Genomic DNA, 13206 nt, shown 5'->3' on the forward strand with positions numbered 1-13206 from the left:
TTATGAGAACGGTTAATTTTAAGTAAAAGAGTTGGGAATGAAAATTTTTTGTGAATTTTAGTCCCAGCTTTTTTATGCTTTCAAAAGCGAATGTGCTAATTTATTCCCAATAAATCAACAGTGTTAACTATTAGGTTCAATAGCCGGGATAAAGCGAGCGTTTCCAAGACTTGTGTAGTAGTTGACAAACGGTTGAAAACGGTTACTATTTAGTTATAAACAACTAGGAGGTTGGTTACTTATGAAAATTGCTATAGTTGGTTGTACACACGCTGGAACCTTTGCGGCACAACAAATCTTAACAGAACATCCCGATTACGACGTGACGGTTTACGAACGTAATGATAATTTGTCATTCTTATCATGTGGGATTGCGCTTTGGGTAGGGAACCACGTTTCTGATCCAAAGAAAATGTTCTATTCATCGCCAGAAGCGTTGACTGAACTTGGTGCAACCATGAAAATGAAGCATGATGTTTTAGATATCGACCCCGATACAAAGACTTTAAAAGTTAAAAATCTCGCAACAAATGAAGAGTTTACCGATACATACGATAAGCTAGTTATGACGACTGGTTCATCGCCTGTAATTCCGCCAATTGATGGAATTGATAACGAACGAATCAAACTTTGCAAGAACTGGAACGACGCGGCAGAATTAAAACGGATTGACGACGACGTTAAGTCCGTAGTGGTAATTGGTGCAGGCTACATTGGCGCTGAATTAGCTGAACAATATGCAATCACTGGCCGTGAAGTTACCTTGATTGATGGTTTACCAAACGTATTGGCAAAGAACTTTGACCCTGAAATTTCTGACCAGGTTGCCAAAGACTACACTGACCACGGTGTTAAATTAGCAATGAACGAAATGGTTCAAGGCTTTAGCGGAACTGATCAAATTACCGTTAAGACTGATAAGGGTAGTTATACAGCAGATTACGCAATTCTCTGCGTTGGTTTCCGGCCACATACTAGTTTGCTAAAGAACAAGGTTGATATGCTCAAAAACGGTGCAATCATCACTGATGAATATATGCAAACTTCGAACCCGGACATTTTTGCCGCAGGTGATGCTTCAGTAGTGCACTACAATCCTACTGGCAAAGACGATTACATTCCGTTGGCAACTAACGCGGTTCGTCAAGGAATCCTAATTGGACATAACATTGAAAAACCAACCGTAAAATACTTGGGTACCCAAGCAAGTTCTGCGGTAGCACTTTTTGGTAAGACTTTGGCAAGTACCGGTTTGACCGAAGGTGGCGCACAAGCGCGGGGAGTGGAAGTTGATTCGGTAACCCTTGAACAGGATTATCGTCCAGAATTCATGCTTACCACTACCCCAATCTTAATGCGCTTGGTTTGGGATCCAAAGACCCGGGTTGTCCTCGGAGGAGCGTTCTACAGTGATTATGACTGTGCACAATCTGCAAACACGATTTCGTTGGCAATTCAAAACAAGATGACCATTGACGACTTGTCGATGGTAGACATGTTCTTCCAACCAAATTACGACCAACCGCTTAACTACATTAATGCGTTAGCAATGGCGGCCGTTGCCAAGGCAGATTCTAAGAAATAGTAGACTGATTTTAAGCAGAAGGGAATCCTGAGCATGAACAAATCAAAAGTAGCGATGGTTACGGGAGCTGCGCAAGGGATCGGTAAAGCGATTGCGTTGCGTTTAGCACAGGATGGTTTCGCAGTGGGAGTTGCGGATTTAAAGGCCGCAGCCGCCCAACAAGTAGCGGATGAGATCAACGACCGCGGACAAACTGCCATTGCTGTTGAAGTTGACGTTGCTAATCGAGATGACGTGTTTAAGGCGGTTTCTCAGGTTAGTGACCAACTAGGCGGGTTTGACGTGTTAGTTAACAATGCTGGGTTAGGTCCCACAACACCAATTGAAACCATCACTCCTGAGCAATTTGATAAGGTATATCATGTTAACGTTGCTGGCCCATTGTGGGGCATTCAAGCTGCAGTTGCACAGTTTGAAAAGTTAAACCACGGTGGCAAGATTATTAACGCGACTTCGCAGGCCGGAGTAGTGGGAAATCCTAATTTGGCACTCTACTCGGGTACTAAATTCGCGGTCCGGGGAATTACGCAAGTAGCTGCGCGAGATTTGGCAGACAAGGGAATTACCGTGAATGCTTACGCACCTGGAATTGTAAAAACCCCAATGATGATGGACATTGCTCATCAAGTCGGTCAAAACGCTGGCAAAGATGACGAGTGGGGGATGCAACAGTTTGCAAAGGACATCACCTTAAAACGACTTTCGGAACCGGAAGACGTAGCTGCAGCCGTTGCGTTCTTAGCTGGTCCGGATTCCAATTACGTTACCGGACAAACCATCATTGTGGATGGCGGAATGCAGTTTCAGTAAGTCAGTTTTAATTTAGCTTTGAACTAGTTCAGAACGAGAATTATATCGTTCTGGACTTTTTTGTTGTGACGGAGAATTGTAAAACAATGATGACGGATGAAATTTTAGCGATTGTTATTTAATTAATGGTGGGCTTGCGAGATAGTCAAAATGCGTTCCCAAGCCCAAATTTCTCCGGTTGAACAAAAGTTTAATTTGCAATGCAGACTAAACGTGCTCCAGTCTCCAATCTTTTCCGGTTAGTTTAATTATGCAATCAATTGCCAAACCTGCGATTAATTGCATAATTAAACTAAGTCTGTGTTTTTATGGAAGATAGTCAAAATGCGTTCCCAAGCCCAAATCTCTCCGGTTAATGAAATTAAAAAAATAAGCGTAAACGCTTAATTTTTTAATTTCATTAATCCTCAAGATTTAACCGGGCTTTTCCACGCTCTCAATTGAGCACCATCCTCGCCTTTTTTTCCTTTGTTTTGTACAATTACTTTAATAAAAATGATAAATTGCTAACATTTAGAACGTTAAATCTCCACTGAAAGCGGTTTTATTAATCGGTAAAATAGACCCATGGAGTGAAACTATTTTTATTGTTTTAATTATGTATCGTAGCCCGGGCTCGGATGAATTATCACGCCAGTTATTTCGATAAGGTTAGTTTAAAACAATAAAAAATTTGCTCAGTGTCCTGATTGAGGGGTTACCGAAAGCATTTGTCGTATTTAACTAGTTAGATATTTTTATGCGTATTTAAGAGTACTAGCTAAAACGTTGCTACTAGTGAGATCGATTCGGATTGCTTCATCAATCGTGATTAATGATCGCCGCTAAACAACTAAATTTTAAGTAAACAGTCAAATTATTAAGTGAGCTGAATGTTCTGCTCACGGACACAAACTTTTTAGAGGTGATCAACTTGTCAGAAAAAAAGCCGCCCAAAAAAATTGGTTTATTGCCATTATGTGCGCTAGTGATTAGTTCATCGATCGGAGGTGGGGTGTTTGGCCTACCATCCGATCTAGCACGTGCAGCGGCTCCGGGACCGGTGATAATCGCATGGTTAATTGTCGGTTTTGGAATTTTAATGTTAGCTTTGTCATTAAATAACTTACTGCTTAAGGAACCGAAGCTGGAAGGCATGTTTTCCTATGCGCAAAAGGGATTCGGACCGTTTGCAGGTTTTATTAGTGGCTGGGGATACTGGTTGTCCGCCTGGCTTGGCAACGTGGCGTTTGCAACCATGATGATGAGTGCTTTGGGGTATTTCTTCCCCGTCTTTAAATCAGGACAAAACTTACCTTCAATTTTGTTAGCAAGCGTCTTGCTGTGGTGTTTAACCTACTTTGTCAGTCAGGGAATTGAAGGCGCTGCGATTATTAACATGGTGGTTACCATTGGTAAGCTAGTCCCGTTGTTCGTTTTTATCGTAACTGCAATTATTTTATTTGATGGGCATCTTTTTACCCAAGCTTTCTGGGATAACGTAGGAAGCCACTTTGTAGTCAGTGACGTAATGCAGCAAATTAAAAACTGCACGATGGTGATGATGTGGGTCTTCGTTGGGATCGAAGGGGCTTCCACCCTCTCCGCACGGGCGCAGAAGAAGTCAACTGCCGGAAAGGCAACCATGTTTGGTTTGATTAGTCTATTAGCAATTTACATGCTAATCTCAATCTTGCCATATGGCTACCTAACCCGGACGCAGTTGGCGGACCTTCATCAGCCAGCGCTATTATACGTCTTTGCCCAGATGGTAGGTCCTTGGGGCGGTTACCTGATTGGCATCGGCCTAATCGTTTCCATCTTGGGTGCGTGGTTGTCGTGGACAATGCTACCAGCAGAAACCATTTTGCTAATGGCTAAGCAAAAGCTATTGCCAAAGTATTTTGGTAAGGTCAACCGGCATAATGCACCAACATTTGCGTTAGTAATGACTGCGTTTTTAGTACAGGGCTTTCTGTTTACCTTGTTGTTTACCTCGCGTGCGTATAACTTTGCTTATTCGCTTTGTACGGCTTCGATTATCGTCTGTTATATCCTAGTAGCAGCGTACCAAATCAAGTATTCCTATCAACACCTAAACGTAAAGGAAAATCGGGCGCAACTAATGATTGGAGTTTTCGCGTTAGTATTTGAAGTCGTGGGGATTTGGATGGCAGGGATTGAGTACTTATTACTCTGTTTAATTGCCTACTTACCAGGTATTTACTTCTACGGGAAGGCTCGTCAGGAAAATGGCTGCGCAGTCCGCTTGTCGCACAAAGAAAAATTAGTGACCGGATTGCTTACCGCGGGTGCGCTATTGAGTGTGGGTCTAATGTTTACGGGCGGAATCTCGCTTTAGGAATGTGTTATATTAGAACTTTGGTTACTTGATTTAAGAGCTAAGAATCATCAGCTAGGAGTAATGATATGACAAACGAGCAGGATTCCATTCGGGATAATCCGAAAAAGTATTTAAAAACTAAACCGGAATTTAGTGATTTTACCGATGCAGAGTTGCAACAGCTTATTAATCAAATGCACGTAAAGCAATTTCCCAAGGGACAGGTTTTATTTGATCAAAGCGATGATCGAGAAAATTTGTACTTTGTGATTAAAGGTTTGGTACGAGCGGAGCGAACCGATGCAAACGATAAATTCACTTTTTATACATACGTTAAGGCCGACCTTGCTTTTCCTTACCGGGGAATGTTTACGGAATGTTATTATCCGTACACAGCCCAGGCAATGACCGATATTGAAATTGTCTATTTTCCAATGTCAGTTTTTGAATCGCTGTTACGACAAAATAACGCGGCATTGGTCAAGGTGGTTAAGGAAATGAGTTCAATCATTAGCGAATCAGAAGATCAGATTCAGCAGTTAGTTACCCCAAGTGCACGACAACGAATTGTCCAAGCGTTGAAAACTTTTGAAGCTGATTTAGGACAGCTCCAGCCGGATGGTAGTTCTAAAATTCCGTATCCCCTCCGCATTAAGGAATTAGCAGTGATGAGCGGAACCAGCCGGGAGACTGCCGGACAGATTGTCAAATACTTGGTGGAACAAAACTTAATTGATTATGAACATAAACGGTTTGTTTTTAAACCTGAATTTTTTCAGGATGAAGATGACGACTAACTAACAAAATTGAAGGCACACAATTAAATACAACTAAAAAAGGTGGTCAACTGGCGTGGGACTTATTTTTAAAGAACTTTTGCGAGGTTGACCATTTTTTGGTAAGGGAGTGTGCCATTATGTTAACAAGGGGAAAACAGCGTTTTAAGCTTAAAATGCCGGGAGCGTTTGTAATTTTATTCATTTTGACGATTGTGGCGGTAATCGCTACGTGGGTAGTTCCTTCAGGGAGTTACGCAAAATTGGCGTACAACCAAGCAAACTCGTCTCTACAGGTAAAACAGCCTAACGGACAGGTTGAAAAGGTACCAGCTACCCAAAAAGAATTGGATAAACTGGGTGTTAAGATTAACATTCAGAAGTTCACGTCGGGAAGCATTAACCAAGAAATTTCAATTCCCAACACCTACCAGCGCTTGAAGCAGCATCCTGCAGGAGTTGATCAAATTACTTCTAGCATGGTTAACGGAACTATCGAAGCTGTCGACATTATGGTATTTATCTTTGTGTTAGGCGGCTTAATTGGTGTGGTAAGGGCAAGCGGAGCCTTCGAATCCGGTTTGCTAGCGCTGACGAAGAAGACGAAGGGGCATGAGTTTCTGTTAATTTTCTTAGTAGCGACGTTAATGGTTCTAGGCGGAACGTTATGCGGAATTGAAGAAGAAGCGGTGGCTTTTTATCCAATCCTCGTGCCCGTCTTCATTGCGATGGGCTACGATTCGATTGTCTGTGTGGGAGCCATTTTCTTAGCTAGTTCAATTGGGACGGCCTTTTCAACAATTAACCCGTTTTCCGTAGTAATTGCCTCCAACGCGGCTGGGATTAGCTTCACGGAAGGTTTACCATGGCGGGCCTTTGGCTGTGTAGTGGCGGCGTTGTTCGTAATTGGCTACCTCTACTGGTACAGTAAGAAGGTTAAACAAAATCCGGCAGCTTCGTACTCTTACGAAGACCGGAATGAATTTAACCAAAAATGGTCGGTAATAAATAATGATGAACAACAAGCAGCGTTTACCTTACGAAAGAAAATTGTTTTAGCGCTATTCGTAGCTGGTTTTCCTTTGATGGTTTGGGGAGTAATGACCCAGGGCTGGTGGTTCCCTAAGATGGCGGCTTCGTTCTTGGCCTTTGCCATTTTGATCATGATTTTAACGGCGACTGGTAAAAATGGAATTGGGGAAAAAGGTGTCGTTGACGCGTTTGTCAACGGTGCTTCGAGCTTAGTCGGGGTATCGTTGATTATTGGGTTAGCTCGAGGAATTAACTTGATTTTAAACCAAGGAATGATTTCCGATACAATCCTGGACTTTTCCTCGTCGTTAGTTGCCCACATGAGCGGGCCGGTATTTATTATCGTGATGTTATTTATTTACTTCGTCCTGGGCTTCATCGTGCCATCGTCTTCTGGTCTAGCGGTACTTTCAATGCCAATTTTGGCGCCGTTAGCAGATACGGTACAGATTCCACGTTTTGTTGTGGTTACGGCCTATCAATTCGGGCAATATGCAATGTTGTTCCTTGCCCCAACCGGGTTGGTAATGGCTACCCTCCAAATGCTCGACATGAAATATTCCCACTGGTTCAAGTTTGTTTGGCCGGTAGTGGTTTTCTTACTTGTCTTCGGTGGGGGAATTTTAGTGGCCCAAGTCTTGATGTATTAAAAACGTATCGATATAAAAACAGGAGCTTAGTTAGCTCCTGTTTTTTAATGCTTTGTAAAGATAACGGTGTTTGGGTTTAGAATGCTTATTTTAGTTGCAGAGATTGTTTACAGTAAAAATTAGTAAAGGGTGGTCAGACGCTAGGAATCTTGTAAAATAGCCGCGACTCGGCGTTTTAAATCGGGAACCACTTGTTCTTCAAACCACGGATTTCTTGCCAGCCAGATATTATTTCTGGGTGAAGGATGGACTAGTGGAAAATACTTTGGTAAGAACGATTGGTAATTTTTTACCAACTCCGTGGTGGTTGTCTTCGGAGTGGTTTTTAAGTAATAACGTTGCGAGTAAGCGCCAATCAACAAGGTTAATTGGATGTTAGGCATGGCAGCCACCATTTGGGGGTGCCATTTTTCAGCGACGGCCTTACGAGGAGGGATATCCCCGCTTTTGCCTTTTCCGGGATAGTAAAAGTCCATTGGCAGAACGGCAATTTTTCCAGAATTGTAAAAGGTCTCGCGCGAAATGCCCATCCAATCCCGAAGCCGATCGCCGCTTTTATCATTCCAGATAATTTCTGTATCCTGCACGCGTTTGCCGGGTGCTTGGCCGACGATGAGAATTCGCGCCTGGGGATTGAGCATGTAAATGGGGTGCCAACCCTTTTCAGTAAAGATGGCATTTTGCGGATCCTGCATGATTTCTTTGAAAAACGGCATTTGATAATCCAAACAAATTCTCCTTTCTATTAGGAAACTACCTCCAGTATACATCATTGAAAACGTTATCTTGAGAATAACGCTAGCAACTAGCGCATTCTTTGTTATAATTGTCAGAGTAAATAGTAATGATTACTCTTTAGGAGGAAGAAGATGCGCGGAAGGCGAAGTTGGTTAGCAGGTTTAGTTTTGTTACTAGCGGGAGTATTTTTGCTTGGGGGATGTACGGTAACTAAGCCAAAACATTCGGATAAGGTTCAAGTAGTTAGTTCGCTTAATTTTTATGGAGACGTGGCCAAGAAAGTTGGCGGTAAGTACGTCAAGGTGACGAATATTATTCAAAATGCGGCGACTGATCCGCATGATTTTGAGCCAACGACCAAGACGGCTAAACTCATGGTGGATGCTGATTTAGTAATTGAAAATGGGATGGGAACGGACGCCTGGATGCAACGGATCACCCCGCATAAAAAGGGACTTCAGGTGATTAATCTTGGACATTTGATGAACAAAAAGAATGGCGAGAACCCTCATTTGTGGTACGATTTGGCAACTATGGAACGTCTAGCAAACCAGGTGGCTAAACAGTTAAGTAAGAAAGACCCGCAACATCGCGAATTTTATCAGCGAAACGCCCAAAAATACGTTAAATCGCTGCAGCCAATCCAGAAGAAGATTGACGAAATTAAACAACAAAGTTCGGGGAAAAAAGTTGCGGTAACCGAACCGGTTTATGATTACACCTTGCGGGAGTTAGGCTACCAAATTAGCGACCGGAAATTTGCGCTTGCAATCGAAAACGAGACCGATCCTTCACCAAAAACGGTTGAAAGCCTGCAACAAGATCTTAAGCAGCGCCGAGTAGAATTCATCGTTAACAACCAACAGACTGGTAATAAGGTAATTGATGAAGTTTTAAAAATGGCTAAAAAACATCACGTTCCCGTTATCAACGTTACGGAGACGATGCCGGACGGTAAGTCGTATCAAGAGTGGATGGTTAGCCAACTAAATCAAATCAGTAAAATAATAAGAGGGAAAGATTAATGACGGAGACATTGGTACAAGTACACGACTTAACGGTCGAGTTCCCGGGACAAAAACTTTTCAATCATTTAAGCTTCAACATTGACCGGGGTGAATTTTTAAGTGTAATTGGTGAAAACGGGGTGGGGAAGACCACTTTAATTAGGACGTTGTTACACCAAGTTAAACCGACTCACGGGGAGATTAAATTTCGGTCGGCAGTGAACATTGGTTACGTGCCTCAGTTTAGAAATATTGACCGGGATTACCCATTATCCATTCGGGACTTTGTAGCCCTAAATTTGCAAGAAAGTCGGTTACCGTGGTTATCCAAGAAAGAACGCCAACAACTAGACAAAATTTTGCAAGAAACGGGTTTGGTAGAAATTCAAAATACCCGGATGGGTCGGGCGTCCGGTGGACAAAAACAACGGGCGTATTTAGCTCAGGCACTGGTCGATCAGCCGGATTTGTTAATCTTGGACGAGTCGACTGCAAGTTTGGATAGTGTTCGTAAATACGAACTTTTCGACTTGGTGCAACATTTTAATCGGCGGCACGGATTAACGGTATTATCAATTACGCACGATTTCGATTTAATGAAAAAATATTCCGACAAGTACTTATTGTTGAAAGAAGACCGGTACGCGTTGGGCGAAGTCAGCGATATTCACAGTGAGGAGGATTTGCCCAATGTTTAGTTTTGAATTTATGCAAAATGCCTACATTGCCGGAACTTTTATTGCCATTATTTGTGGGATTATGGGAGTCTACGTAGTGGGGCGCAACATGTCGTTCTTGTCCCACATGCTCTCAGAAATTGGCTTTTCTGGGGCGGCGTTCGGAATTTTTATGGGATGGCAAGCCTTAACGGGGATGTTGCTGTTTACCATTGTGAGCTCAATTTTGATTGGTAAAATGAGTGTGCAAGCATCACGACGAGAATCGGCAATTTCGGCAGTTTCAAGTTTGTTTTTGGGACTTGGAATCTTATTTCTTTCAATTTCTAACAAAAACGTTAGTTACGCTACTAACATTTTGTTTGGGAGCGTAATTGGAATTGGTCGGTCAGAAGTTCGCCAAGTATTGTTGCTTACCATCGTGGCCTTAGCCTTCATCTTGTTGATGTACCGACCGCTTAAGTTTGATTCGTTTGACCACGTGGGTGCTTCTGTAAAGGGGATTCACACAAATTTTATTTCAATTATCTTTTTAGTAGTATTAGCGTTGAGCGTTAGTACGGCAGCCCAAATTGTGGGTTCACTGTTAATTTTTGTGTTACTAACGTTACCGGCAGCGGCCGCAAAAATTGTGGCTAAAACGGTGAGTGGCATGATGCTGTTTGCGGTAGGCGCCGCCTTGGTAGGCGTTTGGCTAGGACTGTACTTGGGCTACGTAACGAGTTGGCCGGTAAGTTTCTTCATCGCCTTAATTGAATGCACGGTGTACTTTTCAGCGATGTTGCTGGGGAGAAAAGATTAGAATATCTCAAAATTGGGGACGAAATTTAAAAATTAACCAGCTAAGGGGATTGGTCGCAAGTTTAGCGATTGATTCCCTTATTTAATTGGATGGAGGAATTGGGGTGCCTAAGTGTGATGGGGCTACGCAAGCAGTAAATGGTGGTTTCCACCCAATACATAGCAATTTAACGATTGAAAAGGACTGTTTTCCGGTTCTTTTTACATTTATGAATTTTTGCAATAAATTATATTAAGGTTTTCGCCTAAACCCGAACATTATCCTTGAACTGTGGTATGATATTGGTTAATGAGAACAAATATCTAATAGACAAACGAAGTGGAGTGAAAGCAATGAAACTGAAGCGTAGTGAACGGCTGATTGATATGACTAACTACCTTATTAATCATCCCCGCACACTAATAACTTCTGGATTTTTCGTTAAGCGATATTCATCCGCTAAATCTTCGATTAGTGAAGATTTATCAATTATGAAATCAACTTTAGCAAAAAGACAGTTAGGAACCATTGAAATTACTAATGGAGCGGCTGGTGGAATTAAATATTTACCGGGAATTGGGAAAGCAGAAGCCCAAAAGGTTATTCAGGATCTCACGGAACAACTTTCGGATCCGGATCGTAAGCTGCCTGGTGGGTATCTGTATATGTCCGATTTATTGGGGCACCCGGACACCTTGCGTTCAATTGGACGGATGCTAGCTAGTGAGTACGTATTTTCCGACGTCGATGCGGTAATGACCGTGGAAACTAAAGGAATCCCGCTAGCCCAAGCAGTAGCCAACTATTTAAACGTTCCGTTCATCATTGTGCGGCACGAATCGGTGATTACGGAAGGTTCGACAATTTCGGTCAACTACGTATCCCGTTCTTCGGAACGTATCCAAAAAATGGAGCTTTCTAAACGCAGTTTACAGCGCGGAATGAAGGTTTTGATTGTGGATGACTTCATGAAGGGTGGCGGCACCGTTCATGCAATGGTCGATCTGCTGAAAGAATTCGAAGCAGAATTGATTGGAATTTCGGTACTAGCTGAAGGAACTTACAAAGGACAACGGGCAATTGAGGACTTCACTTCGTTGTTGAACGTGGACACTTCCCAAGCCGGACAAGTTCAAATCAAGGCCGGAAACTATTTTGAAAGAAATTTTAAAGAAGACACTAAGGAGTAATTGTAGCAATGGTGAAAAGTACGATTATTTTAGCAGCGGGTCAAGGAACCCGGATGAAGTCAAAATTATATAAGGTATTACATCCCGTTTGCGGTAAAGCGATGGTGGATCATGTTTTAACTCAAGTTGAAAAAACGGATATGGACCACGTGGTTACCGTAATTGGTCACGGTGCAGAAAAGGTTCGGGAATTGCTTGGGGACCGGACGGAATACGCGGTTCAAAAGGAACAACTTGGTACGGGGCACGCCGTTTTACAAGCTGAAGACATTTTAGGCGACAAAGACGGGATTACAATGATTGTTAGTGGCGATACGCCGTTGTTTACCGCTAAAACTTTTGAAAACTTATTTGAATATCATCGTCAAAAGGGCGCTGCGGCTACAATTCTCACTGCGCGGACCGATAATCCTTTCTCATATGGCCGGATTGTGCGTAACGACCTTGGGGTGGTGGATAAGATTGTTGAACAAAAGGATGCCACTCGTGAAGAAGCAGAAATCACGGAAATTAATACCGGAGTTTACTGTTTTGACAATCAGAAATTGTTCAAGGCTTTGCACCAAGTTAAAAATGACAATGCTCAAGGAGAATACTACCTTCCTGACGTAATTGGAATTATGAAGGCGGCTGGCGAAATTGTCGCAGCTTACGAGATGGATGACTTTAGCGAATCAATGGGAGTTAACGACCGGGTGGCCCTTTCGAAGGCAACTAAGGTAATGCAACAACGCATCAACGAAGTGCACATGCGTAATGGAGTAACCATTGTGGATCCGGAAAATACATACATTGATTACGGGATTGAAATTGGCGCTGACACCGTAATTGAACCAGGAGTTCAACTACAAGGTCAAACCAAGATTGGTTCGGATTGCGTGATTGGCGCACATTCTAAGATTGTGGATTCGACTATTGAAGACCGGGTTACGGTTACCTCTTCGCAAATTGAACAGGCTATCATGCACCACGACAGCAATATTGGACCAAATAGCCATTTGCGCCCGAAAGCTGAAATTGGCGAATTTGTTCACGTCGGTAATTACTGTGAAGTTAAGAATGCTAAATTGGGGGCCCGGACTAAAATGGGCCACTTAAGCTACGTTGGGGATGCAGATGTAGGTACGGATATCAACATCGGTTGCGGCGTGGTATTCGTTAATTATGATGGCATCAACAAGCATCACACTACGGTGGGTGACTACTCGTTCATTGGTAGCAACGCCAACATCGTGGCCCCAGTTAAATTAGCGGACCACAGCTACGTAGCTGCTGGTTCAACCATTACTGGCGACGTTAACCAATACGAAATGGGCATTGCCCGGGGCCGGCAAGTTAACAAGGAAGGTTATTTCAAAAAACTTCCGGTTTACGAAGCAGCTTTAGAAGCTGAAAAAGAAAATCAACGTGACTAATCATTACTAAGTTGATCCCTCAAGCACGCAGGTTGCTTGAGGGATTTTTTTGTGGTGGAAATTTTAAGCGGTAAAAAATGCACTATTTTGCGCAAGATTGTAATAATTTTAAGAACTATTTTGATAAGGCATAACAATTTTTTGCGGGTTCCCATGCCAAGCATTTTTAAATTTTAATGAAATGGTATATTGAAAAAGTGGAAACGATTTCTTTAATTATTC

11 protein-coding genes are annotated in these 13206 nt (G+C 42.6%); 10 read left to right on the top strand and 1 reads right to left on the bottom strand.

All coding sequences use genetic code 11. The features are described 5' to 3' along the window. Positions 1-241 precede the first annotated feature (241 nt). From NL111_RS01195 to NL111_RS01215, 5 genes are all read left to right on the top strand, one after another. Entirely contained in the window at positions 242-1585 is a 1344-nt protein-coding gene (locus tag NL111_RS01195; protein ID WP_270516278.1) for an FAD-dependent oxidoreductase, read from the top strand. 33 nt (positions 1586-1618) lie between these two features. Next, the gene (locus tag NL111_RS01200; RefSeq protein WP_070366613.1) at positions 1619-2395 is read left to right on the top strand and encodes a (S)-acetoin forming diacetyl reductase; all 777 of its coding nucleotides are present in this window, start codon (positions 1619-1621) and stop codon (positions 2393-2395) included. A 913-nt stretch (positions 2396-3308) separates the two neighbouring features. Beyond that, complete coding sequence (arcD, locus tag NL111_RS01205; protein ID WP_270516277.1) at positions 3309-4736, top strand: arginine-ornithine antiporter; 1428 nt, start codon at positions 3309-3311, stop codon at positions 4734-4736. 68 nt (positions 4737-4804) lie between these two features. Continuing rightward, positions 4805-5515 (top strand): Crp/Fnr family transcriptional regulator, encoded by a 711-nt coding sequence (locus NL111_RS01210; protein WP_002830178.1) that lies wholly within the window; start codon positions 4805-4807, stop codon positions 5513-5515. Positions 5516-5634: 119 nt separating this feature from the next. After that, the gene (locus NL111_RS01215; protein ID WP_004166786.1) at positions 5635-7176 is read left to right on the top strand and encodes a YfcC family protein; all 1542 of its coding nucleotides are present in this window, start codon (positions 5635-5637) and stop codon (positions 7174-7176) included. 140 nt (positions 7177-7316) lie between these two features. Here NL111_RS01215 and NL111_RS01220 read toward each other — a convergent pair whose 3' ends face one another. Further along, complete coding sequence (locus tag NL111_RS01220; protein WP_002830175.1) at positions 7317-7904, bottom strand: uracil-DNA glycosylase family protein; 588 nt, start codon at positions 7902-7904, stop codon at positions 7317-7319. A gap of 141 nt (positions 7905-8045) precedes the next feature. Here NL111_RS01220 and NL111_RS01225 point away from each other — a divergent pair, with 141 nt between their 5' ends. The 5 genes from NL111_RS01225 (at position 8046) to glmU (ending at position 12984) form a co-directional block, all read left to right on the top strand. Further along, positions 8046-8939 carry a metal ABC transporter solute-binding protein, Zn/Mn family gene (locus tag NL111_RS01225; protein WP_002830984.1) on the top strand — a complete coding sequence of 298 codons (894 nt, stop codon included), beginning with the start codon at positions 8046-8048 and terminating at the stop codon, positions 8937-8939. Next, positions 8939-9619 carry a metal ABC transporter ATP-binding protein gene (locus NL111_RS01230; protein WP_002830173.1) on the top strand — a complete coding sequence of 227 codons (681 nt, stop codon included), beginning with the start codon at positions 8939-8941 and terminating at the stop codon, positions 9617-9619. The genes NL111_RS01225 and NL111_RS01230 overlap by 1 nt, the downstream gene beginning before the upstream one ends. Beyond that, a complete protein-coding gene (locus tag NL111_RS01235) occupies positions 9612-10400 on the top strand; it encodes a metal ABC transporter permease (RefSeq protein WP_002830987.1) in 789 nt (262 codons plus the stop codon). The genes NL111_RS01230 and NL111_RS01235 overlap by 8 nt, the downstream gene beginning before the upstream one ends. Positions 10401-10732: 332 nt before the next feature. Next, positions 10733-11569: a pur operon repressor gene (gene purR, locus NL111_RS01240; protein WP_087116502.1), complete on the top strand. Its 837-nt coding sequence runs from the start codon at positions 10733-10735 to the stop codon at positions 11567-11569. Positions 11570-11577: 8 nt separating this feature from the next. Beyond that, positions 11578-12984, top strand: a complete 1407-nt coding sequence (glmU, locus tag NL111_RS01245; protein WP_002830170.1) for a bifunctional UDP-N-acetylglucosamine diphosphorylase/glucosamine-1-phosphate N-acetyltransferase GlmU — start codon at positions 11578-11580, stop codon at positions 12982-12984. Positions 12985-13206: the final 222 nt, after the last annotated feature.

Origin of the sequence: Pediococcus sp. AC40 (genome assembly GCF_030252485.1) — a bacterium.
Taxonomy (GTDB): Bacteria; Bacillota; Bacilli; order Lactobacillales; family Lactobacillaceae; genus Pediococcus; species Pediococcus acidilactici.

Coding starts and splice junctions, on each gene's coding strand:
- NL111_RS01225 (WP_002830984.1), top strand. CDS start 8,046: ATGCGCGGAAGGCGAAGTTGGTTAGCAGGTTTAGTTTTGTTACTAGCG.
- NL111_RS01235 (WP_002830987.1), top strand. CDS start 9,612: ATGTTTAGTTTTGAATTTATGCAAAATGCCTACATTGCCGGAACTTTT.
- NL111_RS01200 (WP_070366613.1), top strand. CDS start 1,619: ATGAACAAATCAAAAGTAGCGATGGTTACGGGAGCTGCGCAAGGGATC.
- NL111_RS01215 (WP_004166786.1), top strand. CDS start 5,635: ATGTTAACAAGGGGAAAACAGCGTTTTAAGCTTAAAATGCCGGGAGCG.
- NL111_RS01230 (WP_002830173.1), top strand. CDS start 8,939: ATGACGGAGACATTGGTACAAGTACACGACTTAACGGTCGAGTTCCCG.
- NL111_RS01210 (WP_002830178.1), top strand. CDS start 4,805: ATGACAAACGAGCAGGATTCCATTCGGGATAATCCGAAAAAGTATTTA.
- purR (WP_087116502.1), top strand. CDS start 10,733: ATGAAACTGAAGCGTAGTGAACGGCTGATTGATATGACTAACTACCTT.
- glmU (WP_002830170.1), top strand. CDS start 11,578: ATGGTGAAAAGTACGATTATTTTAGCAGCGGGTCAAGGAACCCGGATG.
- NL111_RS01195 (WP_270516278.1), top strand. CDS start 242: ATGAAAATTGCTATAGTTGGTTGTACACACGCTGGAACCTTTGCGGCA.